A 26,994-nucleotide genomic window follows, 5' to 3' on the forward strand; every position below is an offset into this window, starting at 1 on the left:
ATGCTCTCAGGGCTCACGTATTGTTGCTTCCAATGTCGCAACGTCGGGTCGTTCCAAACGGGTTAGCGCCTGTTGAACAAGCCTGCGCGCCCGCGCGCCTTCCCAATCTGCAGACAGAACCAATTCCTGAACGGCCCCATGGCGCAACCTAAGGCGACGCCAATGGTGCAACACCGCCAACCGCAGCGCGACCCGGCTCCACAATTCATCCGGTGACGCATGTGACAGGACCCGCCCGACCGCCGCTGCCAGTTCATCATATTCCGCCCGCATCACCTGAGGTGCCAAAGCATCGCTGACCCAAGGCGGCAACACATCTGGCGCAAACCGGCTCACCAAACAGGCTTCCGTGCTGCGCATCGCTCCGGCCACCAACGCAGAGCGCGGTGTCAAAAGCGCCGCACCGTCCGGCAATTCCGCTTCAAAATCAATCTGTGCAATCGTCGGAGCCCCAATCACAAGAAACACCGCGTCTGCTCCGTTTACGCCAGCTCCGTAAATATGCGGACGTGCGGCTTCCGTCGCGGTCCAGCCCCGCGCGGTCAATCTATGCGCTGCCGCGCGTCCACGCTTTTTGGTGACCACCCATCCATCACGACGCAAACGGTGCAATGCCACGCGCAAAGCCTGATTGTTGATCCCCAGACGGCCAACAAGGCGATCAAGAACCGGCCCAGAGAGCCACGTCTCTTCTGTCTGCAAAAGATCGCCCAACACCGTGACCACCACGGACCAAACCTTGATCGGACCGCAGCCTATGACAGTGTCGATATCGTCTTGCAGATCAACGTGTTGCATAAGCGCTACCCTAGCTATTCGACGCCAGGCAAACAAGCATTGCACGCTACGTTACTGGGTCGATGCCTTGCAGCGTCGCAATTGCTTTCACATCCTGCGCAAAAGATGCGGTCATCGATCCCGATCTGTGACATCAAATGAAGACCGGTCAGATAACGCACTCAGAGCAACGTGAGAGGGAGCCTGATAATGCTCAGCCAAGCAGATGATTTCTTGACCGAAACCGAAGTGCTGCATGACGCAATCGCCGAAATCTCAGACGCCGATCTGCAACAGATCACTCAGTTCAAAGGCTGGACCATTGAGGATGTTCTCATCCACCTGCACTTCTGGAACACGGCCGCAGATCTGTCGGCTTCTGATGAGACCGCCTTCATGACGCGTATGAGGGGAGCCATGGCCTCCCTCCAACAAACAGGATCCCTACGCAGCTTTGAAAACGGCACGGTTCAAGAACGTGGAGCTGAACTGCGCGACATCTGGCTCCGTTCTGCGCAAGATATGGCCACGCGGTGGCGCGATATGGATCCCAAAGCGCGCCTGCCGTGGGTCGGCCCCTCCATGTCGGCGCGCTCCTCCATGACCGCCAGACAGATGGAAACCTGGGCGCATGGATTTGAAATCTTCGATCTACTTGGCCAATCCCGCGCTGATACCGACCGTATCCAGAATATCGTGGTCCTTGGCGTAAACACCTTTGGCTGGTCGCATCAGGTCCACAACCTTCCAGTTCCCAAGACACTCCCCCGGATCACACTGACCTCCCCATCAGGCGCCATTTGGACGTTTGGCGAAGAAGGCAGCGACAGCGTGACAGGCTCCGCCGCAGATTTTGCGGCTGTGGTGACCCAAACCCGCGCTTTCTCTGACACTGACCTGATTGCCTCCGGCCCCATCTCCACCACATGGATGACCCACGCACAGTGTTTTGCCGGCCCGCCCGAGACACCGCCAGAGCCGGGCAGCCGATACAAAAAGACTTAGCCCGACTTGATCATCGGAATCTGCTCCGCATAGTGGCCCCATGCTTGATCTTCTGCCACCTGACCTCCCGCAAGCCTCTGCCATGCTCCTGTTGGGCACCAGCTTTGCCACCTCTTTGATGACCGCTGCTCTGGGCATTGGCGGCGGGGCAATCTTTTTGGCTGTGGCGGCGGTGCTTTTGCCCCCGGCGGCGCTGATCCCGGTTCACGGCGTGGTACAGCTTGGATCCAATGCCGTGCGTGCCGCGATGTTTCAGCGCCACATCCTGCGCGGGGCCTTACCTGCATTCACAATTGGCGCGCTTCTGGGCGTGGCACTTGGGGGCAGCATTGCAGTCAGCCTCTCGCCCGCCATGGTGCAGGCAGGGATCGGACTGTTCTTATTGTGGGTGGTGCTGGGCAAAACCCCAGCATGGATCGGGCGCTGGCCCATTGGCGCGGGGGCATTTTCCAGCTTTCTGTCGATGTTCTTTGGCGCAACAGGCCCTTTTGTGGCGGCTTATGTGAAGACAATGCAACTGGATCGCCACACCCATGTGGCCACCCATGCCGCTCTGATGACTGTGCAGCATGGCCTCAAAGTGGCAATGTTTGGCGCGCTTGGCTTTGCCTACGCGCCCTGGGCGCCATTTATTGCCGCGCTGATCCTCTGTGGGGCCGCCGGCACCTGGGTGGGCAAACATGTGCTGGGCCGCCTGTCTGATCACGGGTTTCACCGGGTGCTTAATGGGCTCCTGATCCTGATTGCGCTGCGGCTGCTCTGGGGCGGAATAGCCGCAACCTTCTGAAAATCCACACCGCTGGAATACAGACGCAATACCGACGTATTGCAGATGCGCCGCTCTATCCCCATTTGCCCAAAACCGGGGATCGGTGTATGACGCCCCCCTGATCAGGAAAGCGCGCGCGATGACCCAACACAGATCCGAACTATTGATGCCAGCCGGCAACCTCCGCAAACTCAAGATGGCGGTCCTCTATGGGGCAGACGCCGTCTATCTCGGCACGCCCGACATGAGCCTGCGGACCAAATCCGAGTTCTCGCTTGAGGATGTGATCGAGGGCGTGAAGTTCTGTCACGAACACGGTCGCCGCGCCTATCTGACGCTGAATTTGTTCAGCCATAACAAAGATATCCCCAAGCTCGATGAATACATCGACACCGTGCGCAAGGTGAACCCGGATGGGCTCATCATCTCTGACCCCGGCGTGTTCCAATATGTGCGCGAACGTGCGCCGGAAATCCCGCTGCATGTCTCCACGCAGGCCAATATCGCCAGTTGGCTGACCACCCAGTTCTGGCAGGCGCAGGGCGCGGACCTTGTGGTTCTCGCCCGCGAAGTCAGCTTCCCGGAACTGGAAGAGATTCGCGAGAAATGCCCGGACATCAAGCTCGAAGCCTTTGTCCATGGCGCCATGTGCATGACCTATTCCGGGCGCTGCCTGCTCAGTAACTTCATGGCAGAGCGCGGGGCCAACCAAGGCAACTGCGCCAATTCCTGCCGCTGGAACTACAAGTTCCACATGCGTCTCAAGGACGGCACCGTGCAGGAATTAATTGTAGATGAAGACAACATCCACATGTTTGAATTCCTGCTCGAAGAAGGCGTTCGCCCCGGCGAATTCCTCCCCATTCAGGAGGACGAGCGTGGCAGTTACATCCTCAACTCCAAGGATCTGTGTCTGCTGCCCAAGCTGGATGATTATCTGCGCATCGGCGTAGACAGCCTCAAAGTGGAGGGGCGCGGAAAGTCTGAATATTATGCCGCAATCGTTGCCCGTGCCTACCGCATGGCGATAGATGATTACTACGCTGATCCGGAAAACTGGGATGCCTCTGATTACATGGGGGAGCTGGAAACCGTGGGCAACCGCGGCTACACACTTGCCTTCCACAAGGGGCGCCTGACCAACCTCGCCCATGGCTATGAACAGACACAGGCGATTGCCCATTGGGAATACGCCGGATTTGTCACCGAAGTGGTGGATGACGCCTTCCATGTGGAGGTGAAGAACAAGCTTGAACCCGGCGACGTGATCGAAATTGTCTCCCCCATCGCGCGCAACACCATTCTGCTGCGCGCCTATGACTATGAAATCGCCGCCACTGGCGAAAAGAAAGACGTGATCCACGGCTCCACCAAAACCGTGATCCGCCTGCCGTTCTCCCTGTTTGCCCAAGAGGACATCAACGACCTGCGCACCAACTTCCCCGCGATGACCGTGCTGCGCAAAGAACGGGCGCTGACAGAGGAACAATGGAAGCGTCTTCAGCTCGACAAAACCGCCTTGGCGATGGAGGTGAAAGACACCACCAATGAAACCGCCTACAAACGTCGGCGTGACGCGCTGGTGGAAGCGATTGAGGCAGACACAAATACCAAACGTTTCAAGACCAACCGCAAAGGCACAGAAGGCTGCTGTGGCAAAGGTTGCAACGGTTGCCTGATCTTCTGGGAAGACCCAATGTATGCCAAAGCGCGCGCGGTTCTCAAGGAGCGCAAGATGGGCTCCATGCTCAGCCGCGCAGAGGCAACAGAGCTGAAACTGCCTGCAGCGGAGTAAAACAAAGCCCGGTCACCCCTGACCGGGCTTATTTTATGTTCTGTAGAAATGATAGCGCTCTGGCGCGACGGTGCTTGGGCCGCGCACCTGCTCAAAACCCTCCAAAGGCTGACCTGAGACCAACACGCCGCCGGGCAACATGATGTCCCGGATCAAAGCCGAAAGGCGCGCAGCCTCCGCCACATCCTTGGCTTTATCACCAAAGCCGAAATCATAGTGGCCAAGCGCCACCCTTGTGCCATCCGCGGCCATCTTGCGCAGCATGTCCTCAGCTTCGCCCTGCAGGAAATCCTCTTCTGGCGGCACACAGGACTGATGACACTGCAGCGCGCGGTCGATCACCCAGATCCGGCGATCGGGCGCAATTTCGCGCATATGGTCATAGGTGCGCCCATTGCCCAATCCCATATCGAGGAAATCCCCCTCAAGATCAGCCACCAGATCACGCCCCCATTCCAATCCCTCGGCCTGAGCCGCAAGGCGACGCATCATACTGTTCAAACGGCTCATGAAATGCCTTTCTCATCGTGGCGATAAAGCCGCACCGGCCCTGCGCCCATTTCCTGTAAAAACTGTCGTGAAAACTCCCAGATATCCGCGTCATGCACAAGATGATGCGTCAGGTATCCCAAGGGTTCTTGAGTGTCTGTGATGCCGGAACGGCGCTCTTTCAGCAGGGTCACAATCTGTGAAACCAACACCTCTGGATCAACCAAACCTCTGCTGCCACGCCAGAAAATCGGATCCAGATGCGTGTTGATCTGCGCAACACCCGGTGCGGCCTTCGGGGATGTCCGGGCGTTGTATGTCGACACCGCATCAAATCCTGTGGGTGCCAAATGCGCAAATAACGCGTCGTCCATACGGTTCCACGGTGGCACAAACATCGGCGCAAGCCGTGCGCCAAACAACGTGGCCATACGCCTGTAGGCGGCTTTCAGATCTGCCACCGCAGCTGCCTCGCGCCCTGCGCCAAATTCTGCGTTTTTGCCCCCATCCGAGCTATGGCTGACGTGGCTCCACCCATGCACCACCGGCACAAACTGCGGCGACAATCCTTTAGCCAGCGCTTCAGTTGCATGTTTGGGCACAATCGCCAGATGGACAGGCATCGCCACCGCCGCACTCAACGCCGCAAGCTGTTCCAGCGCTTCGGTTGGAGCCACCGCATCATCATCGCGCCACCAAAACGGCAGCTCAAGACCCTGCGTGCGCCAGAGCATCAACTCCGCACGCAAAGGTCTCCAATCCACTTTCAACCGCGTTTCTCCGCCAGCATATCTTGGGCGATACGCACACTGCCAGCCGCGCCATCCATGCGCATTGTGGTTGGGGCGCGACGCCCATGTGCCAAGACCCGCTTCAATTCAGACAGCAGGGTGTCAGGTGTCAAATCCACCGAATTTAAAACCTCGATGCCCGGCTGTGATGCCAAAGCGCGCGCGCGCAGCGTCTGCTCTACTTCACCTGCATCCGAAAACGGTACAAACACCGTGGGCACACCCGTCTGCAAAACATCCAACGCTGTGTTATAGCCACACATGCTCACCGTTGCCTCAGCGTGCAAAAGCATCTGGCGAAAGTCCGGTCGCACCGCTTCGATGATAATTGTCGGATCATTGGCAAAAGCCTGCAATTCTGCCACTCGTGCATCTTTGTCTGCACCACCAACAAGCAACCGCCAGCGCAATGGGCTGCGTTTGGCCGCTGCAATGGCACATTCATAAAGCTCCCGCCCAATTGAGCCCCCACCCGTGCTGACGATAATTTCACCTGCGCCAGGCATATCCTCCGCAGCCACAGGCGCACTCGGCGCCACATAACCCGTATAGCGCAGCATAGATTTCACATCATTCGTCACAGGCCAGCTTACATCAAATGTGGTCAGTTCTTCATCTGAGTGCACAAGAACGCCATCATAAAACTGCTTAAGCAGGTCGCGTGTATCTCCCGCTTTGCTGATTTTGGAAGGCGGCTCAAGAATGTCGCGCACAGATGACAGCACCAGCGGGCGGGGCGTGAGCGTTTTGGCTGTCTCAAGCAGAGCCACAAATTCTTTGGCAAGGCTACGCCGACCAAAAGGATAAAGCTCGGTGATCACCACATCGGGCTTCATCTCTTGGACAGTCTTCACCGCAATTGCCTGACGCGCCTCAAGAAAAGCTGCATCAGCAATCGCATTCTTGTCAGTCAGCAATTTTTTGAATTCTACGCCATCAGAAGCCACAGGTGGCAATTGAATCAGTGGCACACCTTCACTGTTGAGATGCGGTGCTGGGCGTCCACCGGACAGCACCGCAGCATCGTGACCCTCTTTCACAAATGCACGGGCCAAATTGAGCGCGCGAGACAAATGCCCTGTGCCCAAAAGATGGGTGACAACGATCAAAACCTTCATGCGTCGCGCCTTTCCAAACGGATGATCTCTGGGTTCGCGACCCTAACCATATCACCATGAAGTTCCACCACAAAAAGCCGATTGCGTTTCACAGCGAAAGGCGCGGGCCCATCAAAATCCCAGCCATGCGCCTTGGCCAGCACCATACGCATGGTCCCGATATGGCACACGGCAAGGCTGTCGCGCTTCAACCCAAACAGCCATGGGGCCACCCGGTCCCAAACCTCTGCAGCACTTTCTCCACCGGGCGGGCGATAGCCCCATCCCCACTGCTCAATGTCACGAAAGCCGCTTTTGGGATCCGCCTTCAGATCCACCCCTTTTTGGCCTTCCCAGCGGCCCCAATCCATTTCGATCAGCGCATCCACCACCTGCGCCTGCCGTCCGGCCACAATCTGCGCAGTCTCTCGGGCCCGGCTCAATGGCGTGGCATAGAGATCAACCTCTCTCCAATCCTGCGGCAAGGCAAACGCAGAAAGGTCTGCCCGCGCCTGATCGTCCAGCGGAATGTCCGTCCGTCCCTGTATCCGATGGGCCCGGTTCCACGCCGTATGCCCATGACGCATCATCGCAAATCGGATCATTGTGTTTCCTCCAACATGGGGGCCAGCACACCCCACAGCCTCTCCCGCGCAGCAGGCAGCAGATGCTGCGCCGCGACCCTGTCCCGCGCGCGCGCTGCACGCTGCTGGTGGTAGCGCGCATCACTCAACACCTGCGTCATTTCCGCAGCCAGTTCCGCAGGCTTCCCGATGGATCGCAAGCCTTGCGGATCCACCACTTCATTCACACCGGGGCGATCTTCGGCCACCACAGGCACCCCATGGGCCTGCGCTTCCAGATAGACCATGCCAAACGCCTCATTCACGCCCGGCCACAAAAACACGCGCGCCCGCGCATAGGCCTGCGCCATCCCTGCGGCATCCAACTGCCCCAGAAACCGCACCCGCGCGCCAAACGGTGCCAAAAGCGCTTCCACCTCTGCGCGCATCGGCCCATCCCCGGCAATCTCAACCTGCCAATCCCCTTCAGGCATTCGCGCCAAAGCCTCCGCCACAATACGATAGGAGGAAAGTTTGTCTCCGGCGCGCATCATGCCAGCGACCAAAATCACGGGCTGCCCCGCTGTCGCGGGCGCGGGCAAGGCCTCCATCGCCAGAAAAGGCGGCAAGGCCACAAGCCGTTGGTCCACGCGTCCCTGTTCACGCAGCGCCACGGCATCCCGCTCGGTAAAATGAAATACCGCATCTGCGGCATCAATTGCCGCTGCTGCCCTGCGCTCAAACCGATCCCAAGGGCCCCCAAGCCGCTTGCTGGCCCGTGTCGCTTCGATCAGCAAATAGGGGATGCCCAAAGCCGCACTCACTGCAGGCCCCAGCAGATCGGGCGCCTTGTAGTAACTGTGATAGGTCACCCACGCATGCCACCCCGCACGCTGCCCCTGTGTGATCAACCGCGCCACGTCCGCTTCGGCCTCTGTCAGCAGGCGCTCCTGCAGTGCCAGATCCCCGTGTTTGTCAAAGCTGCGCAGCTCAGATGCCAAAACAGGGTCATGCCCCTCATGGCGGAGCAGCTGAAGCATATTGCGGGCGATCTGGCGCTCTCCCGAAGGCACCGGGTGATGCGGCGATTTCAGCGGCGCGTAAAAGGCAATCCGCGCCACGTCCTTACGTCTCCTGATCCGCAGTCAGCGCCGACTGCAAGCGCTGATCAAGCTGCACAATCCCCGGCTGCATCAGGAAAGACGCCGTCAGGCGCGCATAGGCCGCTTCAGCAAACTGCGCCCGCAGCGCACTGTCCTGAGCCAGATGCAACATCGCAGCCGCCAAAGCCTCTGGCGCGTCATCGCTCAAGACACCATGTTCCCCATCGGTGATAAACTCAGGAATGGCAGAGACAGGTGTCGACAACAAACACAGCTTTTGACTTGCGGCTTCCATCAGCACATTGGGCAACCCATCACGATCGCCATCCTCGGCAATCCGACTGGGCAGAACAAACACATCTGACGCCCGCATGGCCGCGATGACTTCCGGCTGATCACAGGCGCCACGCCAGGTGATCCGCTCCGCAATGCCCAAACGCGCGGCTTCCGCCTCAAGCGCCTTGCCGGACCCGCCGCCGCCAATATGCTCCCAGTGCCAATCCAGCTCCGCCGGCAAAAGAGCCAGCGCCGCGATCAGCCGATCAAACCCTTTCTTTTCCACCAGACGTCCCACCGACAGGAAACGCACCGGCCCGCCCGTTGGCTGTACCTCTGGTGGGTTGGGAAACCGTGTCAAATCCAAGCCATGATAAATCAGCTCCACCCGGTCTGTCCGATCGGCAAGCTCTGCAAGATGACGTGCACCAACGCCGGTACAGGTGGCCAGAAAGGCCGCACCAAAAGTGTCTTTCTGAAGCTTTTCACGCTTCTCCCACTCAGGAGAGGTCCAGATATCCTTGGCATGCGCCGAAACAGACCAGGGCATCTGACGCATAATCGCAGCATAACGCGTCACAGAAGCGGGCGTGTGCAGGAAATGCGCATAGAGCAGATCAACATCGTCGCCCAATTCCCGCGCCAACACACAAGCCTGACCAAAACGGCGCACACGATTGCTGGTCTTGTCCCGCTTCAAATCCTTCAGCCAGACCGACGCGGCGCGCCAAAAGCCGGGCTTTCCCATCGCACTCCACATCCCCCGCAACACCCGCAAAGGCTCCTGATGAAGATACTCCGGCAGGTAAAACACCGGCGCGTTCAAACGCTCATGCAGCGGGTGGCGCTTCTTGTCGGTGGGGAATCGCAGCGACCAGAGATCAAGATCATACCCGGTCTCTTCCAGCGCCACCAATTCCTGTGCAATGAATGTCTCAGACAGGCGTGGCCACCCTTTGACCACCACCGCCACCTTAGGCCTTTGCGTCGTCATGCTGCGCCTTGTGATTTTGTGTATCCCAACATCGCCAGCGTCCGCTCCGAGACCACATCCAAACCATTCAAAAGGCCCGGCACAAAGGCGTGGCTCGGCTTGGGCTGATCTGGCAAGGCGCGGATCGCGGCAATCATCGCCTCTGGGGTAAACCCATCGCGCGTTTCATCCAACATGCGCACCAGACCAAGATCTTCTGCACGACTGGCCCGGATATATTGTTCCATTCGTGGACGGGTCCGTGGCACAATCACCACAGGCTTATCAAAGGACAGCACCTCACAGAACGTATTGTACCCTCCCATGGAAACGATCCCTGTCGCGCCCTTCATGAGAGTTTCCATGCGGCTTTCAAATCCAACCGCCTGCACACGCCCGTCCAGCTTTGCCACCCGCGCTTCAAACTGCGCCCGCGAGTCCACAGACAGAAATGGCCCATAAACCAAAAGCGCCCGTGGCGCGAGATCTGGATCCGTCTCATAGGCAGACAGCACCAGATCAATCATCCCGGCCCCGTCACCGCCGCCGCCGGGAGTGACCAACACATAAGGCTGCTCGGGTGTTTCGCCTTCACTCAGCGCCTCACGATGCAGATAGCCTGTGAATTTCATTTTGGAGCGGAAGCTCTGAGACAGATCCAGTCCGGCGGTCGGGTCATAAATCGACCGCAACCCATACACCCAGGTCTCATCGTAATAGCGCTCTGCCGCTTCGCGTGCGCCTTTGCGATCCCATTCCTCCGCCAAGACCTTTGGCTCATCCAAAACATCGCGCAACCCAAGCACCAGATGCGCTTTGCGTTTCAGCTTCAGCCATTCCAAAGCTGGCAGGAGCTCGCCGCGAAACCCGGTCGGCTCCTTATCCACAATCAGCATATCGGGGTCGAAATGCTCTACCGCAGCCTTGATCAATCCAGCGCGCAATGCGGTGGTTTCATCAATGTGCAAGCCAAGCCGTTCGCTCTCATAATTGCCATCTGGCGTCTTCGTCACGCCGGGCAGACGGATGTGATCCACATTGTCAGGAAACGGGAACCGCCCTGCAACGGGTGACCCCGTCAGGATCAGTGCGGAAATATTGCTATTGGCCTGTGTGATCGCCGTCGCCAAGGCTCGGGAACGCCGCAAATGCCCCAACCCATAGGTGTCATGACTGTAAAAAAGCACCCGCGGCGATCCGCCGGCCATTCGCTCTGATTTCATAGAAGTGAGCTCTGACAATTTCTGCGCCTCAATTCAACTTAAAGCCGCAAATCCGAGTCGGACCTGGGCAGCACGCCTTTGATATCGTAGAGCAAAGCCTCAGCCTTTCCGAGGTCTCTGATCGCTGCGCTGCCCATCTCAACAAACTGGCGATGCGCCACGGCCACAACGATACCGTCATATGCCCCATTTTGAGGCGCTGCAATCGGTGTAAACCCGTATTCTGCCTGCACCTCTTCCCCATCAACCCAGGGATCCCATACATCAACCTGCACCCTGTAGCTTTGCAACTCGTCCACAATATCGACAACGCGGGTGTTACGCGTATCCGCACAGTGTTCCTTAAAGGCCAAACCCATCACCAGCACACGCGCGCCCGCCGGGTTGGTCCCTTTGCTCAGCATACCCTTAATCATTTCCTGGGCCACATGACGCCCCATATGATCATTGATCCGGCGCCCCGCCAAAATCACCTCTGGGTGATATCCCAGCTGCTCCGCACGAAACGTCAGATAGTAGGGATCCACACCGATACAGTGCCCCCCCACCAGACCAGGTTTGAACGGCAGAAAATTCCACTTGGTGCCCGCCGCCTCCAACACCTCAAGCGTATCCAATCCCATGCGGGAAAAGATCAGCGAAAACTCGTTTACAAGCGCGATGTTAAGGTCGCGCTGCGTGTTCTCGATCACTTTAGCTGCCTCTGCGGTTTTGATCGAACGCGCCGCATGCAGACCCGCTTTGATCACAGGGCGGTAGATCGCATCAACGCGCGCCAGCGTCTCATCATCCTGCGCCGCGATCACTTTGACGACATTTTCAAGTGTGTGCTCCGCGTCGCCTGGGTTCACACGCTCAGGTGAATACGCCAGTTTGATGTCCGTCCCAGCGGTCAAGCCACTCGCAGCTTCCAATGCCGGGCCACAGACCTCTTCGGTTACCCCCGGATAAACTGTGCTTTCCAAAATCACCAAAGCGCCCGGCGTCAGATAGGGCGCGATGGTTTCACAGGCCCCCAGCACTGGCCTCAGATCCGGGGTCTTCGCATCGGTGATTGGCGTTGGCACACTCAGAATATAGACACTGCATCCGACCAAATCCGATGCATCATCACTGAAAGTCATCGCACTCGCGGCCACGGTTTCAGAAGATACTTCCCCGTTGGGATCCTTCCCCGCCCGCAACCGTGCAATCATTTTTGGATTGGTATCAAATCCCACAACCTCAAAGCCCGCCCGCGCAAGCCCTAAGGCAAGTGGCAGGCCAACATAACCCAGCCCCAAAACGGCGATTTTTTCCTGTGTCGACTGGCTCACGTGAGAAGCGCCCCCAATGTTTTGCGGCGACCGTTGAAAGTCACTTGTGCGCTATCGGTTTTGCCTTGGCTTGTCACCCCCCAAGGCTGTGCAAACCGCCTGTCAGGCAAGCTATTCCCTTTCGCAAAACCTTGCTCTTCCTGTAAGAGGAAAAGAGCTCGACAGGGAACTTACACACATGATCCGATTTTTGCTGACCATTCTGACAGTCTGTCTGCTCTTGCCGGCAACTTTTGCACAGGCCCAAGACAGCACCACAGACGCCAGCACATCCGATGTGAATGCCTCCATCTCCCAGATTATGGAGAAGGCCGCAGAGTCAGGCATGACCGTGATCATTCTCGATGGCAACGGCACCCCAATGGCCTCAACGGAGACAGGCGAGGCATCGGCGGACCCGATCTCCGAAACCACCAACATGACCGCAGTCATGCGCCTGCAGTGGAAACTCGAAGGGGTCAACGCCGTTTTATTGGATCGTCTGGAACACTTCCCCGCGGCCCTGAACGAGGTGCTCTTCATTCTGCGCGCTTCAAGCCCGGATCAAACGATCTTCTTCTTCGCGAAGCAGCTTTTCATCACATTGTTCTTTCTAGCCATCGGCGTCCTGTTTGAGCGTCAGATCTACGGCAAACGGATCGCGCGCCACTTTGTTGTGCCGCTGATCAAAGACGCACCTCAGGGCTATACGCAAAAACTCCCCTTCCTGCTCGTGCGCTTTATTGGCGGTGTGATTGGTGTCTTCGTCAGCATGGCGGTGGCCGCTTTGCTGGGACTGATCACTTTTGGTCCTTCAGATGATTCCGCCGTGCGGTTTACCGTGGCCTCCATTTTTGCAGCTTATGCGCTGACCCGTCTCATCGCACTGATTTGGCGTATGATCCTCTCGCCGTATCTGCCGCAATACCGCATCCCTGCCTTCTCCACACCAGACGCCAAAAAACTGCACCTCTGGGTCTGCGGGCTTGGCATGGTGGATGCCATCACCATCATCTTTGGCGAATGGCTCAGTGAGCTTGGTCTGGTCTATGACGTCTATGCGATGATGACTTTCGTCATGTCTTCGCTGTTTGCCTTGGGCAATGTCGCGATGGTCTTTGCCAATCGCACCGCCATCGCAAACGCGCTGCGCAATGGCCGCCCCAGCACAAAAGTGCCGCTGGCAACCCGCCTCGCCAGCACCCTCTGGGCGCCGATATTTCTGGTCTACATCGTGTTTGGTTGGGCGCGCCTGACTTGGAACCTGATCATGGGCAATGACACGGAGATCCCCCTGATCGCCGGGGCCTATGTGATCCTGACTGCGGTTCTGGTTGTCTATGCGACGATCAACTACGGCATTGAGCGCTACTTTGAACGCAGTCGTAACGTCAAAGAAATGAACGATGCGGCCGACGCCCTGCGCGAAGAAGCCGAAGATGAGGGCACGCTGTCTGAACAGCAGGAACAGGAACTGAGCCTGCTCGAAGATCTGATTGATCACCGTCAGATGAACACGTTTGAAGAACTGGCTCGCCGTGTCTCCGGTGTGCTGGCGCTGGTCGCCGGCCTCTATGCCGCGCTTTACATCTTCAACCTCGACCACATGCTGACAGATGACATGGTCAGCGGTCGCATGCTGGATGTGGTTGTGATCCTCTTCATGGGCTATATCGGTTTTCACACCTTCCGCATCTGGATCGACCGCCGCATCCGCGAGGAATCTGGAGATTCGGAGGCCGAAGCCGAGCTCGGCGACGAAGGCGGCGGTGCCAGCGCAAGCCGTTTGGCCACGCTCCTCCCGCTGTTTCGTAACTTCATTCTACTGGTGATCTTGGTCACCATTATCCTGATTGTGCTGATGGAACTGGGCGTCAACGTCAGCCCCCTGTTTGCCGGTGCCGGTGTTGTTGGTCTGGCGGTGGGTTTTGGGGCGCAATCTCTGGTGCGCGACATTTTCTCCGGGGCCTTCTTCCTGTTTGATGATGCCTTCCGCAAAGGCGAATACATCGACATCGGATCCGTCAAAGGCACGGTGGAAAAAATCTCTGTCCGCTCCTTTCAACTGCGCCACCATTTGGGGCCCCTCCACACCATTCCTTTTGGCGAAATTCAGTATCTCACCAACTATTCGCGCGATTGGGTAATCATGAAACTCAAACTGCGCGTGACCTATGACACCGATGTGGAACGGGTGCGCAAACTGGTGAAGAATCTCGGAATTGCGCTGCTCGATGATCCGGTCATTGGCCACAACTTCATCCAACCCCTGAAATCGCAGGGTGTGGTGGAAATGCAGGACAGCGCCATGATCATCCGGGTGAAATTCATGACCAAACCGGGCGATCAATGGCTGGTGCGCAAGAAAGTCTATCAGGAGATCCGAGAGCTCTTTGCGCGTGAAGGCATCAAATTTGCCCACCGTGAAGTTACCGTGCGCATCGCCGATGATGAGAAAGCCGAAGAGCTGACCCCAAAACAGCGCGAAGCCGTTGTAGGAGCCGTCGAAGCCGCCATTGATGAGGACGCCATGGAGGGCGGCCCCGCAGGTGGCGGCGGCGACTGACCACCTCCCTCACGAACGCTTAGAGAGCCGGGGCGCCTTCGCCTCGGCTCTTTTCATTTTGAGCCCTGCTCGCCGCGCAGTGATGATCTGCACACATTATGGCGGTGTGAGCTTTTGCGCCAGAGCCTGTTAACCATTCCGCCCATCACCGCTTATGAACAAACGGTAAAAAAGGTATATAAAATTATCGGCAAATGAATTGAAAACACGGTCAGTACAAAGAGGGCTTTGGCATGTCACCGGAGATCGAACGCGCATATCGCCTTCTGGACGTCACCCCAGACGTATCTGAGAAAGAGATGCGCTCGGCCTGGCGCAAATTGGTGCGCCGCTATCACCCGGACCTTGCCAAAACAGATCCCGAAGAGGCCAGCCGCCGCATGGGTGAAATAAACGCGGCTTTTGACGCGCTCACACATCACAGGTCACAACAGGATCAGAAGCCACCACGCAACCCCAAACGCCGTAAAGCTGCACAGGCCCCCAAAGAGACGCCTGCGCCCCCCCGCACCGCCCGTACCTACAAGGCAGAAAACGGCCGTACTCAAACCACAGCAAAGCGCAAGACCGCCCGCACCACAGAACGCAAACGCACGCAGGAAGCCCCCAAGCGCGAGGCCGCCCCGCACCCACGCCGCACGCATTCTGAGCAAAGCGCCAAATGGAGCCTGCGGGACCAAGAACTGGTCAACGCCGCGCGCGCACGTTTCGAAGAAACCCGCGAGAACCTCAGCAGCGCAGCGCGCCGCCCCACATATTCGGTCTGTCGCTGAACGTCTTAACTTCGGTTCGGGTCCATCGCATCGCGCAGCCCATCGCCAAAGAAGTTGAAGGCCAGCACCACAATCACGATCGGCAACATCGGAATCGCCGTCCAGGGGTAGATCTCAATCGAGGCCAGATTTTGCGCATCATTGAGCATCACGCCCCAACTGACCGCCGGGGCCCGCAGACCAAGACCAAGGAACGAAAGCGCCGTCTCCCCCAAAATCATCGCCGGAATAGATAGCGTCGCACTGGCAATCAGGTGGCTGAGGAAGTTGGGCAAGAGATGCTTCTTGATCACCCGGCTCGGCTTGGCCCCCATCATTTCAGCCGCTTTGACAAATTCCTCTTCCCTCAGAGACAGGAATTTGGACCGCACCGCCCGCGCCAATCCCGGCCAGTCCAGAATGCCTAAGATGATGGAAATAATGAAAAACACCGACACCGGTCCCCAATGAGACGGCACCGCCGCCGACAGCGCCAACCACAATGGCAGCTCCGGCAGGCTGCGCAGCACTTCGATCACCCGGTTGATGATCCAGTCAAGGAAACCGCCAAAATACCCGGCAATTGAGCCCAGAATGATCCCGATCACAAAAGACACGGTGATCCCTACAAGCCCCACAGTCAGTGAAAGCTGCGCCCCATAGAAAATACGCGAAAACACGTCACGCCCCAAACGGTCCGCACCAAAGAGGAACAGCGTTGCCCCCTCCGGCGCACAGAACAAATGCGTGGTCGAAGGAAACAGCCCAGCAAGACGATATTCTGCCCCCTCACAGAAGAAGTTCAGCTTCGCCGGGCTGTCGTAGTCAGGCACATATTTCCAGCTGAAGCTCTCCAGATCCATCTCCGCCGTGGTCGGATAGACATGCGGCCCGATGAATTTGCCCTCATGAAACAGATGCACGGCCTGCGGCGGCGCATAGATATAATCTTCAAGCCGCTCATTGGGGGAATAGGGCGCGATAAAGCCCGCAAAAGGCAGCGATAGATAGGCCAGCAGCAGGAAGGCTGCACTCACCAGCCCTAGCCGGTGCTGCTTGAAGCGCAGCCACAGCAGTCGCGCATTGGACATATCCAGCTCTGCACTACGCGCCTCTGCGGCGGCCACGGGATCATAGGGCGCCTGATCTACAAAACGTCCATCCGGTTGCATGCTCATCGCTCCCGCCCTCCAAACCGAATGCGCGGATCAAGCAGCGCCAGCAGAAGATCCGAAATCAATGTGCCAATCAGCGTCAACAGCGCCACAAACATCAACACAAAGGCCGACAGGAACAAATCCTGCGACTTCAGCGCCGATAGCAGCAGTGGTCCAATGGTCTGAAGCCCCAGAACAACCGAAACCAGAACAGACCCCGACACCAGCGAGGGCAGCAGCGTGCCAATGTCGGCCACAAAGGGGTTAAACGCCACCCGCAACGGATATTTGGAGAGCATCCGTGGCTCACTCAGCCCTTTGGCGCGAGCGGTTTCCACATAGGGTTTGCCCAACTCATCCAACAGATTCGCCCTGAGCCGCTGCATCATTGCCGCCGCACCAGAGGTGCCAATCACAAAGGTTGGGATGATCAGATGGATGAGCACAGACTTCATTTTGTCAAAGCTCATCGGCTGCCCCTCATATTGCGGATCCATCAAGCCGCCAATCGGCAGATTGAGATAGCGGTTGCCATAGTAAAACAGGATCAGCGCCAGCAGAAAGTTCGGCGTCGCCAGCCCGAGATAGCCCACAAAAGCCGAGGTGTAATCCACCCAGGTCTTTGATTTGGCCGCCGCCAACACCCCCAGCGGCAGCGCCACCGCATAGATGAACAATACCGCCGCCAGATTGACCAGCACGGTCATCCAAAGCGCGCCGCCCACAAGGTCCGCCACCGGCTTGTCGTATTCAAACGACCAGCCGAATTCGCCCTGCAACAGCCCGGCAAACCCATGCGGCCCCGGCATAAAACCCGCCCAGATCATATATTGCTTCCACAAGGGCTGATCGAGCGAGTACTCCGCACGCAGGAACTCTGCCTTGGCGATGCCCGCCGATTGTCCCGTCGCCCGCAACTCATTGATCTGATTGGACAGGTAGTCGCCCGGCGGCAGGGTGATGATGACAAACACCAGCACCGACACCACAACAAGCGTCGCCAGCATGGTCAGGAAACGGAAAACCGCAAAGCGCAGCAGAGCCATGAGGCACTCCTATTCCACAAAAAAGAATTCATCAGGGCGATGCACCCCGAAATGCGCCCCCGGCGACCAGGCCCAGATCGCTTTTTCAGGCACATTGCGCAAGCGATTGGAGACCACAACCGGCTGTGGCGCGCCATTGAGCAACCCAATGGCAAACACATTGTCGGCATGAATATCCACCATCTTCTGCCAGATCGCGCCACGCTCCACCGCACTAAACGCGCGTGTCCATTCATGTGCCAGATCGTTTAGCTCAATAGCGGCGTCCATATCAGGCGCTTCACCCACTTCCCCATGGGTTTGATGATATTGCCCCCACATGGGCCAGGATTGGAACGCCTGATCCCACGGTGCCAGATAGCCTGGTGAGGTATAGGTCTGTGGCAAGCCATTGTCCCAGCCAAACCACGTCGACATCATGCTTTCCCCGGAATAGACCCGATTGCGCAGAATATCGCGCTCCAGCGGGCGCATGATCAGCTTCACACCCAGTTCTGCCCAGTTGTCGATGATGATCTGAAGCGCATTCTCAACTTCCTGACGTTCGCCAGCGGTCTCCACCACCACCCAGACAGGCCGCCCGTCCGGCAGCAATCGATACCCATCCTTATCACGCTGATCCAATCCCATCTCGTCCAGCAGGGCATTGGCCTGCGCCACATCACGCACGGCCCAGGCCTTGCGGTTTTCTTCTTTGTAGAACGGGCTGATGGGCAGCACCGTCATGCCACCTTCTTTGGCCAGGCCAAAATACAGGCCTCTGTTGATGATCTTACGGTTGATCGCCAAGGATAGCGCCCGGCGAAACCGCACATCGCGCAGCGTCTCGCGCCACATGTCATCATGATAGTTCAGGTTGGGATAAATCGCGATCTGGCTGGCAGTACCATTGGCCCAGAGCTTGGTCTCATAATTGCCAGTGGCCTCGCCTTTCTTGAGGATCGCCGCATCCTTGAAATCCAATCCCCGCGCCTGAAGATCAACCTCTCCTGCATTGGCCTTGGCCGCCACAAGACCCGGCGCAACAACCTGCATTTCCACCACATCAATATAGGGTAGCTGCACCCCATTGGTGTCCACCCGATGATAAAACGGGTTGCGCACAAACAGGAACCGGCTCTTGCCATCCTTGGTTGCCAACATCCATGGCTGCAACGTCGCCAGATCCGGATTGTCGAATTTATACATATTGTCGAGACGATTGTGCAGCGCCGCCCAACTGCGCACACGGGCCTCATACAACAGATCGCTTAGCGTCTCTTCATCGGTATAATCCGCATGATAGGGCTTCAACTGATGTGCTGGGCGGTAGATGAAAGGCGGGCGCGCCTCTGCCAGCATCTGCAAGAACTGTGGATTGGGCTTGGACCATTCATAGATGACAGTCTGCGCATCAGGGAAGCTTACCTTGGGGAGTTCCCCTTCCACCCGCAGAAAATCAACCGGGCCAGAGGGCGACAGCAGCTCATTATTGGCCACATCTTCCCACCAATAACGGAAATCCTCAGAGGTAAACGGATGCCCGTCAGACCACTTATGGCCAGGGCGCAAATGCATGGTGAACTTCTTGTCGTCTTCGTTTTCAAACGCCTCGAGAATATCCGGCACCAGCTCATAGCGCTCGTTGTAGCCAATCAGACGCGCATAGCCATAGACCACCATCTGGCGCACATCCTTGGATCGGGTCACCATGGTGCGCAAAGTGCCGCCCTGTTGCCCCACGTCCCGATTGCGCAGCGTGAGATCGACAACCTTGGGCACGGTGGGGACACGCTCTGCCACAGGCGGCAGATTGCCTGCGCTCACCTCTTCCTGCCAAAACGCGCTCTCTGGATACTCCGTCGCCAGCGCGGCAGTGAAGCCAAAGGCCCCAAGGGCGGCAAATGCAAACGCAACAACCTGTGTCTTAAGCATGATAGCGTACCTTATGTCCGGGGGCCGTTTCAGTCAGCGGCGGGGCCTTAGCACCATCAAACCGAAAGGCGTCAGGCCAGCTGGACGGATCACCCGCCCCCTGCGCCACAATGTTGAGATTGATCGGGCGGGCGATGTCCGGCTCCGGCTGCGCGGCAATCAACGCTTTGGTGTAAGGATGCTGCGGATTGTAAAACAACTGTTCCGGCGGACCTTGCTCCACCACAAGACCGGCGCGCATGACGGCCACCTCATCGGCGATCCGCGCCACCACGGCCAGATCATGGCTGATGAACAGATAGCTCAAGTTCAGTCGATCCCGAATGTCTTCCAGCAGTTGCAACACCTGTTCCTGCACCGACACATCCAGCGCAGATGTCGGCTCATCACAGACCAAAAACGTCGGGCCAAGCATCAAAGCCCGCGCAATCGACAGGCGCTGCCGCTGACCACCCGAGAACGCATGCGGATAGCGGGTCAGCATGTTCTCGCTGAGCCCAACCCACTTCAGGATTTCCACAGCACGATCCATCCGTTCCGACGCCGTGCCAATGCCATGAATATCCAGCGGTTCACAAAGCGCATCTTTCACCCGCATCCGTGGATTGAGGGTGCTGTATGGGTCCTGAAACACCATCTGTGCCTTGCGCTGAAAGGCCAGCCGTTCCGCCCGGTCCAGATCCTGCAGATTCACCGCCTCCGCGCCCGGTTCGGCACGGAACAGGATGGAAGCTCCGGGGTCAGCACGTTCTGCGCCCAGCGCCATCCGCGCACAGGTGGTTTTCCCTGAACCGGATTCACCAACAACGGCCAGCGTCTTGCCACGCTCCACGCCAAAGTCGATGCCGCGCACCGCTTGCACCACCGTCTTGGGTTTCCAGGCCGAAGCGCCTTTCAGCACATAGGTTTTATTGACCGAGCGCATCTCCAGAATATAGTCGCGCTCTTCTTCCTTGGAACGGCTCGCAGGCGTGGCCGGAATTTCAGGCGCCGCCGCCATCAGATCTTTTGTATACGGGTGATGCGGATCACGCAGGATCAGCTCCGCTGGTCCCGCCTCCATCACACGGCCCCGATTCATCACAACAACGTCATCCGCCATATTGGCGACCACACCCAGATCATGGGTCACAAGGATCACCGCCATGCCGTATTCAGCCTGCAAATCCTTGATAAGCCCCAGCACCTGCGCCTGCGTGGTCACATCCAGTGCCGTTGTTGGCTCATCGGCGATCAAAAGATCCGGCCGCACCACCATCGCCATCGCGATCATGGCCCGCTGTCGCATCCCGCCCGAGAGCTCAAACGGATAGCTCTCATAGACCCGCACAGGATCTGGAAACCCCACACGTTCAAACATCGCCAACACACGACGCTTGCGCTCTTTGGCATCAAAGTTGTGATGCAGTTTAAGCGCTTCCGACACTTGGTTCCCGATGCGGTGCAGGGGAGACAAAGAGCGCATAGGCTCTTGGAAGATCATCGAAATTCGCCCGCCTCGAATGGCCCGCATCTTGCGTTCACCAAGCCCAAGCAGATCGACACCCGCAGCCCCATCAGGCCCAACCAAGGTGATTTTGCCAGACCGGACCTGCGCCGATCCCGGTAGAACACGCAGCGCAGACCGACAACTCAGTGTTTTGCCCGACCCGCTTTCGCCCACCAATGCCAGGGTTTTACCCGGGGCAACCGAAAAGCTGACATCGTCCACCACAGGCGCGGCATTGCCGAACCCGATCGTCAGATTCTCCACAGTCAAAAGTGCCGTCACACCGATGTCCCTCGCCACGCTCTTTTCGTCCCACCTCGCGGCAGAGCGGCTTTTTGTCAACTGAACATGATTATTTCAGCTCTCGCAAGCATCTAGGCTCTCTGCACTGTTCACGAAGTGCACAATTGCCGATCACTGCCCGCTTCAAACGGCGGGTCACCGCAAGGCCATGCACTCCCGACTTGCATTGTTCTGGACCGGATGCGACTAAGCCGTCATATTAACTTTTGAGCCGCAGTCTTTTTTATCTGCCGTTTGTTTGGTTCGTTTTTGATTTTTTGCCCTTTGGCGCAGCCCACCGCTGCGGAGACTTTTATGAAGACAGTTAACCAGAGTTTCCTTGCATTTGCGGACCGTCGCTTTCGCCTCAGCGGGCGCGCCCTGATCGAGAATGGCCACCCGTATTTTGTGCCCACCGATGGGCTTCAGGCACAGGCAGACCAATGGCCACAGGGCTATCTGTCCATGTCTCACTATGATTATCTCGGCCTGATGCACCATCCCGCCACAACAGGCGCAGCCAAAGCAGCCATTGAAGCACAGGGCACAGGGGTCGGGGCCTCCCGTCTTGTTGGCGGTGAACGTCTGGCCCATCGCGCGCTCGAAGAAGATCTGGCAGATTTCCTGGGTGTGGGCGGCGTATTGTCCATCATCTCGGGCTATCTCACCAATGTCTCCGTCATTGGCCTCCTGTGTGGGCCGCGCGATCTGGTGCTGGTGGATGAGTTGTCCCACAACTCCATCATGGTCGGTGCGCGCAGCTGCAAAGCGCATGTTGAGACCTTTGCCCACAATGATCTGGACGATCTGGAACGTCTGCTGCGCGAACATCGGGCCGAATATGGCCGCGTCCTGATCTGTACCGACGCACTTTTCTCTATGGACGGCGACATCACAGACCTGCCGCGCCTGCTGGACATGAAAGATGCCTACGATGCATGGCTCCTGCTGGATGAGGCCCACTCCTACGGTGTGCTTGGCACCACGGGGCGCGGTCTCTGCGAGCATTTTGGCGAAGACCCAAACCGCGTTGAAGTGGCCATTGGCACGCTCTCCAAAAGCTTCGCCTCCTCCGGTGGTTTCATTGCCGCAAATGCCGATGTCATCGAGTGGATGCGATTCTGCCTGCCCGGTTTTGTCTACTCCGTCGGGTTGGGGCCATCGACAGTGGCCAGCGCCCATGCGGCCCTGCGACTCTTGCGCAGTGAGCCTGATCGGGTGACAACCCTGCGCAGCAACTCTCAGTATTTTCTCAAAAGGGCCGCCGAAGCTGGGCTGGACACCGGCACCGCCATCGGTGAAGCCGTGGTGCCTATCCTGTTTGAGACACCAGAAGACTGCGTCTTTGTCGCCGACGCTCTGATGGCACAAGGCATATATGCGCCGCCGGTTGTGCATGTTGGCGTGCCAAAAGACATGCCGCGCATCCGCTTTTTCATCTCAGCCGCCCATAGCCCCGAAGACCTTGATCGGGTGATTGCGGCGGTGGAGAAAGCCGCGCAGGCCGCAACCGCTCTGCGCAGACGGATGAGCGCGGAATAAATCCCATGCACGATCAGACTTGCGAAACACTTTGGGAAAGTCATCCCGCCCGCGCAAGCCAGAACGCATCGCGTTTCTGGGAAGGGTTTCGTGCCCTGCTCTTGATGACACTGGGGGTGTTTGCCTTCCTGCCAAATGCACAGGCAAAGCCAAAACTCAGCATTCTTTCGACACAAAACACAGCGCAGCTGCCCACGGCCAACGCAGGGTTTCCTCATCCCGAAGAGCCAGGACAGCTGTTCTTCCTGCAGCGCACATTGAATGCCAACACCGTGGTGTATACCGCGCGTTTTGACGCCAACGGTCATCTGGATGCCACCGCCCCCATCGCAGTCTACTGGCGGCGCTTCGCAGATGCAGGCGCCATTATGCCACTGCGCTGGTATGAACGCCTCTTTGGCTTTGGCGTGCGCCTGACGCAGACGTCTCAAAATCAACGTTTTGTCACCTTCAATGCCCTCAAGGAACATCGGCTCGAACTGCGCCAGACCGGCCCTTTTTCTGCGGCCTTGTTCACACGCCAAAACAACCAAGACTACCAATTGATTTACGCCTATCTGGATGTCGATGACAGCGGCCTCCTGCCCAAGGTCACCGGGCTGCGCCTTTACACGCGCGACCCACAGACCGGACTTTATGTAACGCATAACATTGCCGTTTCCGGCGGAACTTATTCACAATGACCCAATTGTCCCCCACACCCATCCGCACCGTCATCGTCGGTGTTGGCAACTGCGCCAGCTCTCTCATACAAGGCGTCTCCTACTGTCGCGCCCTAGGAGACAAAGCCATCGGCGTCAGTTTCCCTGATTTGGGTGGCTATACCCCTGCTGACGTCGATCTGGTGGCTGGCTTTGACGTCGACAGCCGCAAAGTTGGCAAGACGCTGGGTGAAGCCGCCTTTGCGCCGCCCAATTGCACAGAACAGTTTCATACCGATGTGGCCGAACACACTGGGCCCGTACTGCGCGGCCCCGATCTGGATGGCGTGGCAAGCCACATGCTGGCCAACCCCGCGGACCGCAGCTTCCGCCTGTCTGAAGCCCCTGCGCTTTCCAAGGCAGAGATCGTCAGCCAACTGCAAGACCTGCGCGCTGAGGTGATGATCATCTTCCTGCCCGTAGGATCCCAGAAAGCCGTCGAATTTTATGTGGACTGCGCGCTGGAGGCGGGGGTGGCCGTGGTCAATGGCATTCCGGTCTTCATTGCCTCCCATCCCGTCTGGGCTGAGAAATTCCATGCCGCAGGCCTGCCCATTCTTGGCGATGATTTCAAAGCACAGATGGGGGCCACAATCCTGCACCGCACGCTTGCCAATCTGGCAGAAATGCGCGGGGTTGAGATTGACCGCACCTATCAGCTCAACGTGGGCGGCAACACGGATTTCCTCAACATGAGCGAAAACGCCCGCCTCTCCAACAAACGGGAAAGCAAAACCGAGGCCGTGCAGGCCGCCATGGAACAGCGCCTGCACGACAATGATATCCGCATTGGCCCCTCCGACTATGTGCCATGGCTCAATGACCGCAAAGTGGCCTATGTGCGGCTTGAAGGCCGCCTGTTTGGGGGCGCACGCACCAATATCGAAGTGCGGCTGGATGTCGAGGACAGCCCCAATGCCGCTGCCGAAGCGCTGGTGGCCATCCGGCTGGCCCGCATCGCCCGGGATCGTGGGTTGGCAGGCCCCATCGCAGAGGCCAGCGCCTTCCTATTCAAACATCCCCCTGAGCAAATCGAAGATACCGATGCCCATGATGTTGTGTTGAAATTTGTCCAACAAGGCGGCTGATCCGATGCGCGCGGCTTTTGTTTCCGGCGGCTCCAGTGGCATCGGTTTTGCCACAGCGCATGCGCTGGCGGTCAAAGGCCACAACCTTGCGCTCTTTGCCCGTGATGCGGCCAGACTGCTTGAGGCCCGCGCCGCCATTCTGGCCGATGCGCCGGACATTCAAGTGGAAACCTATGCCGTGGATGTCGCCAACCGTGATGACTTCGTGGCCGCACTCACAGATGCTATGGCAAAACTGGCCCCCCCAGAGATAGCCGTTGCAAGCGCCGGCATGGCCACGCCAGGCCTTTTTATCGAACAAAGCTATGAACTGCACGCGCGCCACATGGCTGTAAACTACCTGGGCGCACTCACTTTGACCGACATCCTGTCCGGTCCAATGGCCGCCGCAGGGGGCGGCAAAATTGGATTGATCGCCTCAGGTGCGGCCTTCTTCGGCATCTATGGCTATAGCGCCTATGCACCCTCCAAATTCGCGCTGCGGGGCCTGTCAGAGATCCTGCATCTGGAACTGGCCCCCAAAAATATCTCAGTGACATTGATCTATCCGCCAGACACCGACACCCCCCAACTGGCCGAAGAGCTGCGCACCAAACCTTTGGCGACACAGAAAATCACCGCTGGCGGCGGGCGCGCACAGCCCTCAGAGATCGCCAGGAAACTGATCCACGGCATGCAGGCAGGTCACCCTGTGGTGACCCCGGGGCTGCAAATGACGCTGCTCTACCGGTTTGGCAGCCTGCTTGCGCCGCTGCTGCGGCTGTATCAAAAGCACATCATCGCGCGGCATGGCGCATCATGACCCCGCTCATGATTCACAAAATCGCGCTGGTCGCCAGCAGCATCATCGGCGCGGGCTTTGCCCTTTTGGCGGTGATGGCGCTCTGGCCCGCGCTGCGCAGCAAGAGCCTCGCCTTAATGGGCACCCTGCTCAGCGCCACTCTGATCATGTTGTGTCTCTGTGGGCTCTTTATGATGGGGCCGCAGGTGCTCATTGCGGCCGGAGCCCTCGCCGCCGCCCGGATCAGCTATGAGGTGGCAACTCTGCGCTTTTCACAGGACCGCTACGTCATCCTCTGCGTAACAACCGCCACCGTACTCACTGTCTCAAGCGCGCTCTATGTGCCTGTCGCGCTGGCCTGCGCGGCGCTGTGGTTTGGCCTCTTCGCCTGCAAAGCCTGCGCCATCACAGTGCACAAGTACCGCATCACCAACATTCTGCTGTTCCCCGTCCTGCCCTTCGCACTTCTGGCCCATGGCGCCGTGTCGCCCAACCTCACTGCACTGATGCTCGCAACCTATGTCATGGTCGAGATCTTTGACAGTTTCGCGCTGTTTTTTGGCAGCCTTCTGGGCCGTACCAAGGCTTTCCCAGGTGTCAGCCCAAATAAAACCGTCGAAGGACTTGTCGGCGGAGCAGCCGCTCTGCTGTTAGCTGCCTGCGCCGCCGCCATCATCTGGGGTTTCCCACTTGCGCTCACCGCACCCACCGCGCTCCTGACAGGGGGCCTCGCCGTCGCCGGCGATCTTGCCGCCTCCCGCCACAAACGTCTGGCCGGGGTCAAAGACTATCCCAAATTCCTGCCACGTCAGGGCGGGTTGCTGGACAGTCTGGACAGCTGGATCGCCGCAGGCGGCGGGCTCACCGCGCTCAACCTGCTGATCTATCTCTGGTGACAGACTTGCCACAAAGCCCTCCCGCAGTGACACTGACCCCATGAAGGCTGCGCCCCTCTTTCCCCGCCTTCCAGTGCTGCGCGTGCTGGGCAAGCCCTTGCTTTTGAGGCTCCTGCTTCTGCTGGCGGTGATTGAGGCGATTTTTCTGGCCGAAAGCTTCACCACCCTGATGGAACATGCGCTGCGCGCACAAGGCCACGCTCTTGATGTGTTGCACCTGCTGAGCTTCAAACTGCCCGAAATTCTTGATCTGGCACTGGCTCTCAGCCTGCTGATCGCCACCTATTTCGCCACGCAAGACGCCCGCAATCGCGGTGAGCTGATCATCCTTGCCACCGCAGGCGTTGCTTGGACACGGGTGATTGCCGCCGTCCTGCTGATCGGCACCTTGGGCGGCGTGATCAGCGTCCTGAACGCCGGGCTTCTGCACCCCATGGCACGCTACGGGGAGCGCCTTGCCCTTGCTGAGCTGCAGAAAAACCACCTTCTGTCCCGCATGCAAAACGGCACCACGAAAACCGCCGTTCAAACCCTCAATGACACCACTTTTGTCGCCCTGCCCGCGCAGGATCCCGCATCACAGGCGGGGGGACAATTGCTGGTGTTTCAGCCGCAAGAAACACC

The 26,994-nt window shown here is 58.2% G+C and carries 24 protein-coding genes; 11 read left to right on the plus strand and 13 right to left on the minus strand.

Translation table 11 applies throughout. From position 1 onward, the window contains the following. Positions 1–6: 6 nt before the first annotated feature. Positions 7–798, minus strand: a complete 792-nt coding sequence (locus tag SHM7688_RS03265) for a PaaX family transcriptional regulator C-terminal domain-containing protein (protein ID WP_058238565.1) — start codon at positions 796–798, stop codon at positions 7–9. Positions 799–987: 189 nt separating this feature from the next. Here SHM7688_RS03265 and SHM7688_RS03270 point away from each other — a divergent pair, with 189 nt between their 5' ends. From SHM7688_RS03270 to SHM7688_RS03280, 3 genes are all read left to right on the plus strand, one after another. Next, entirely contained in the window at positions 988–1,782 is a 795-nt protein-coding gene (locus tag SHM7688_RS03270) for a TIGR03084 family metal-binding protein (RefSeq protein ID WP_058238566.1), read from the plus strand. A 40-nt stretch (positions 1,783–1,822) separates the two neighbouring features. Beyond that, the gene (locus SHM7688_RS03275; RefSeq protein WP_058238567.1) at positions 1,823–2,569 is read left to right on the plus strand and encodes a sulfite exporter TauE/SafE family protein; all 747 of its coding nucleotides are present in this window, start codon (positions 1,823–1,825) and stop codon (positions 2,567–2,569) included. 121 nt (positions 2,570–2,690) lie between these two features. Then, positions 2,691–4,346, plus strand: a complete 1,656-nt coding sequence (locus SHM7688_RS03280) for a U32 family peptidase (RefSeq protein ID WP_058238568.1) — start codon at positions 2,691–2,693, stop codon at positions 4,344–4,346. Positions 4,347–4,379: 33 nt separating this feature from the next. Here SHM7688_RS03280 and SHM7688_RS03285 read toward each other — a convergent pair whose 3' ends face one another. Genes SHM7688_RS03285 through SHM7688_RS03320 form a run of 8 tightly spaced genes read right to left on the minus strand, consistent with a single transcriptional unit; the run spans position 4,380 to position 12,177 of the window. Then, entirely contained in the window at positions 4,380–4,856 is a 477-nt protein-coding gene (locus SHM7688_RS03285; protein WP_058238569.1) for a class I SAM-dependent methyltransferase, read from the minus strand. Further along, complete coding sequence (locus SHM7688_RS03290) at positions 4,853–5,599, minus strand: polysaccharide deacetylase family protein (protein ID WP_223229160.1); 747 nt, start codon at positions 5,597–5,599, stop codon at positions 4,853–4,855. Before SHM7688_RS03290 ends, SHM7688_RS03285 begins: the two co-directional genes overlap by 4 nt. 2 nt (positions 5,600–5,601) lie before the next feature. Beyond that, the gene (locus SHM7688_RS03295; protein WP_058238571.1) at positions 5,602–6,744 is read right to left on the minus strand and encodes a glycosyltransferase family protein; all 1,143 of its coding nucleotides are present in this window, start codon (positions 6,742–6,744) and stop codon (positions 5,602–5,604) included. Further along, positions 6,741–7,328, minus strand: a complete 588-nt coding sequence (locus tag SHM7688_RS03300; protein ID WP_058238572.1) for a histidine phosphatase family protein — start codon at positions 7,326–7,328, stop codon at positions 6,741–6,743. The genes SHM7688_RS03295 and SHM7688_RS03300 overlap by 4 nt, the downstream gene beginning before the upstream one ends. Next, positions 7,325–8,407 (minus strand): glycosyltransferase family 4 protein, encoded by a 1,083-nt coding sequence (locus SHM7688_RS03305; RefSeq protein ID WP_058238573.1) that lies wholly within the window; start codon positions 8,405–8,407, stop codon positions 7,325–7,327. The genes SHM7688_RS03300 and SHM7688_RS03305 overlap by 4 nt, the downstream gene beginning before the upstream one ends. Positions 8,408–8,411: 4 nt before the next feature. Beyond that, on the minus strand, positions 8,412–9,659 hold the full coding sequence (locus SHM7688_RS03310) for a glycosyltransferase family 4 protein (RefSeq protein WP_058238574.1): 1,248 nt from the start codon (positions 9,657–9,659) through the stop codon (positions 8,412–8,414). Beyond that, the gene (locus SHM7688_RS03315; RefSeq protein WP_058238575.1) at positions 9,656–10,861 is read right to left on the minus strand and encodes a glycosyltransferase family protein; all 1,206 of its coding nucleotides are present in this window, start codon (positions 10,859–10,861) and stop codon (positions 9,656–9,658) included. Before SHM7688_RS03315 ends, SHM7688_RS03310 begins: the two co-directional genes overlap by 4 nt. Before the next feature lie 38 nt (positions 10,862–10,899). Next, on the minus strand, positions 10,900–12,177 hold the full coding sequence (locus SHM7688_RS03320; RefSeq protein WP_058238576.1) for a nucleotide sugar dehydrogenase: 1,278 nt from the start codon (positions 12,175–12,177) through the stop codon (positions 10,900–10,902). 178 nt (positions 12,178–12,355) lie between these two features. Here SHM7688_RS03320 and SHM7688_RS03325 point away from each other — a divergent pair, with 178 nt between their 5' ends. Both SHM7688_RS03325 and SHM7688_RS03330 read left to right on the plus strand, forming a co-directional pair. Next, the gene (locus SHM7688_RS03325) at positions 12,356–14,722 is read left to right on the plus strand and encodes a mechanosensitive ion channel domain-containing protein (RefSeq protein ID WP_058238577.1); all 2,367 of its coding nucleotides are present in this window, start codon (positions 12,356–12,358) and stop codon (positions 14,720–14,722) included. 233 nt (positions 14,723–14,955) lie between these two features. Beyond that, positions 14,956–15,495 carry a J domain-containing protein gene (locus SHM7688_RS03330; protein WP_058238578.1) on the plus strand — a complete coding sequence of 180 codons (540 nt, stop codon included), beginning with the start codon at positions 14,956–14,958 and terminating at the stop codon, positions 15,493–15,495. Positions 15,496–15,500: 5 nt separating this feature from the next. Here the strand turns inward: SHM7688_RS03330 and SHM7688_RS03335 are convergent, their stop codons facing one another. The 4 genes from SHM7688_RS03335 to SHM7688_RS03350 are packed head-to-tail and all read right to left on the minus strand — an operon-like array spanning position 15,501 to position 21,362. Then, the gene (locus SHM7688_RS03335; RefSeq protein ID WP_058238579.1) at positions 15,501–16,652 is read right to left on the minus strand and encodes an ABC transporter permease; all 1,152 of its coding nucleotides are present in this window, start codon (positions 16,650–16,652) and stop codon (positions 15,501–15,503) included. Then, positions 16,649–17,677: an ABC transporter permease gene (locus SHM7688_RS03340; RefSeq protein ID WP_058238580.1), complete on the minus strand. Its 1,029-nt coding sequence runs from the start codon at positions 17,675–17,677 to the stop codon at positions 16,649–16,651. Before SHM7688_RS03340 ends, SHM7688_RS03335 begins: the two co-directional genes overlap by 4 nt. Before the next feature lie 9 nt (positions 17,678–17,686). Then, positions 17,687–19,591 carry an ABC transporter substrate-binding protein gene (locus SHM7688_RS03345; RefSeq protein WP_058238581.1) on the minus strand — a complete coding sequence of 635 codons (1,905 nt, stop codon included), beginning with the start codon at positions 19,589–19,591 and terminating at the stop codon, positions 17,687–17,689. Next, on the minus strand, positions 19,584–21,362 hold the full coding sequence (locus SHM7688_RS03350; RefSeq protein ID WP_058238982.1) for an ABC transporter ATP-binding protein: 1,779 nt from the start codon (positions 21,360–21,362) through the stop codon (positions 19,584–19,586). The genes SHM7688_RS03345 and SHM7688_RS03350 overlap by 8 nt, the downstream gene beginning before the upstream one ends. Positions 21,363–21,677: 315 nt before the next feature. Between SHM7688_RS03350 and SHM7688_RS03355 the strand changes: the two genes are divergently transcribed. From SHM7688_RS03355 to SHM7688_RS03380, 6 genes are all read left to right on the plus strand, one after another. After that, positions 21,678–22,904 carry an aminotransferase class I/II-fold pyridoxal phosphate-dependent enzyme gene (locus tag SHM7688_RS03355; RefSeq protein ID WP_058238582.1) on the plus strand — a complete coding sequence of 409 codons (1,227 nt, stop codon included), beginning with the start codon at positions 21,678–21,680 and terminating at the stop codon, positions 22,902–22,904. A 5-nt stretch (positions 22,905–22,909) separates the two neighbouring features. Continuing rightward, positions 22,910–23,587: a DUF4833 domain-containing protein gene (locus SHM7688_RS03360; protein WP_058238583.1), complete on the plus strand. Its 678-nt coding sequence runs from the start codon at positions 22,910–22,912 to the stop codon at positions 23,585–23,587. Continuing rightward, positions 23,584–24,693, plus strand: a complete 1,110-nt coding sequence (locus tag SHM7688_RS03365; RefSeq protein ID WP_058238584.1) for an inositol-3-phosphate synthase — start codon at positions 23,584–23,586, stop codon at positions 24,691–24,693. The genes SHM7688_RS03360 and SHM7688_RS03365 overlap by 4 nt, the downstream gene beginning before the upstream one ends. Before the next feature lie 4 nt (positions 24,694–24,697). Then, entirely contained in the window at positions 24,698–25,495 is a 798-nt protein-coding gene (locus SHM7688_RS03370; RefSeq protein ID WP_058238585.1) for an SDR family NAD(P)-dependent oxidoreductase, read from the plus strand. Positions 25,496–25,503: 8 nt separating this feature from the next. Then, on the plus strand, positions 25,504–26,370 hold the full coding sequence (locus SHM7688_RS03375) for a phosphatidate cytidylyltransferase (RefSeq protein WP_158500651.1): 867 nt from the start codon (positions 25,504–25,506) through the stop codon (positions 26,368–26,370). Between the two features lie 40 nt (positions 26,371–26,410). Beyond that, positions 26,411–26,994, plus strand: a 584-nt coding sequence (locus tag SHM7688_RS03380; RefSeq protein WP_144432501.1) for an LptF/LptG family permease, incomplete at its 3' end; no start/stop codon positions are given.

The organism is Shimia marina (assembly GCF_001458175.1).
GTDB lineage: Bacteria > Pseudomonadota > Alphaproteobacteria > Rhodobacterales > Rhodobacteraceae > Shimia > Shimia marina.

Bases quoted from the DNA above. Each gene is read 5' to 3' on its own strand.
- SHM7688_RS03365 (WP_058238584.1), top strand. From the start codon at position 23,584: ATGACCCAATTGTCCCCCACACCCATCCGCACCGTCATCGTCGGTGTT.
- SHM7688_RS03315 (WP_058238575.1), bottom strand. From the start codon at position 10,861: ATGAAATCAGAGCGAATGGCCGGCGGATCGCCGCGGGTGCTTTTTTAC.
- SHM7688_RS03340 (WP_058238580.1), bottom strand. From the start codon at position 17,677: ATGGCTCTGCTGCGCTTTGCGGTTTTCCGTTTCCTGACCATGCTGGCG.
- SHM7688_RS03355 (WP_058238582.1), top strand. From the start codon at position 21,678: ATGAAGACAGTTAACCAGAGTTTCCTTGCATTTGCGGACCGTCGCTTT.
- SHM7688_RS03330 (WP_058238578.1), top strand. From the start codon at position 14,956: ATGTCACCGGAGATCGAACGCGCATATCGCCTTCTGGACGTCACCCCA.
- SHM7688_RS03300 (WP_058238572.1), bottom strand. From the start codon at position 7,328: ATGATCCGATTTGCGATGATGCGTCATGGGCATACGGCGTGGAACCGG.
- SHM7688_RS03345 (WP_058238581.1), bottom strand. From the start codon at position 19,591: ATGCTTAAGACACAGGTTGTTGCGTTTGCATTTGCCGCCCTTGGGGCC.
- SHM7688_RS03375 (WP_158500651.1), top strand. From the start codon at position 25,504: ATGATTCACAAAATCGCGCTGGTCGCCAGCAGCATCATCGGCGCGGGC.
- SHM7688_RS03275 (WP_058238567.1), top strand. From the start codon at position 1,823: ATGCTTGATCTTCTGCCACCTGACCTCCCGCAAGCCTCTGCCATGCTC.
- SHM7688_RS03360 (WP_058238583.1), top strand. From the start codon at position 22,910: ATGCACGATCAGACTTGCGAAACACTTTGGGAAAGTCATCCCGCCCGC.
- SHM7688_RS03335 (WP_058238579.1), bottom strand. From the start codon at position 16,652: ATGAGCATGCAACCGGATGGACGTTTTGTAGATCAGGCGCCCTATGAT.
- SHM7688_RS03265 (WP_058238565.1), bottom strand. From the start codon at position 798: ATGCAACACGTTGATCTGCAAGACGATATCGACACTGTCATAGGCTGC.
- SHM7688_RS03285 (WP_058238569.1), bottom strand. From the start codon at position 4,856: ATGAGCCGTTTGAACAGTATGATGCGTCGCCTTGCGGCTCAGGCCGAG.
- SHM7688_RS03270 (WP_058238566.1), top strand. From the start codon at position 988: ATGCTCAGCCAAGCAGATGATTTCTTGACCGAAACCGAAGTGCTGCAT.
- SHM7688_RS03295 (WP_058238571.1), bottom strand. From the start codon at position 6,744: ATGAAGGTTTTGATCGTTGTCACCCATCTTTTGGGCACAGGGCATTTG.
- SHM7688_RS03370 (WP_058238585.1), top strand. From the start codon at position 24,698: ATGCGCGCGGCTTTTGTTTCCGGCGGCTCCAGTGGCATCGGTTTTGCC.
- SHM7688_RS03280 (WP_058238568.1), top strand. From the start codon at position 2,691: ATGACCCAACACAGATCCGAACTATTGATGCCAGCCGGCAACCTCCGC.
- SHM7688_RS03310 (WP_058238574.1), bottom strand. From the start codon at position 9,659: ATGACGACGCAAAGGCCTAAGGTGGCGGTGGTGGTCAAAGGGTGGCCA.
- SHM7688_RS03325 (WP_058238577.1), top strand. From the start codon at position 12,356: ATGATCCGATTTTTGCTGACCATTCTGACAGTCTGTCTGCTCTTGCCG.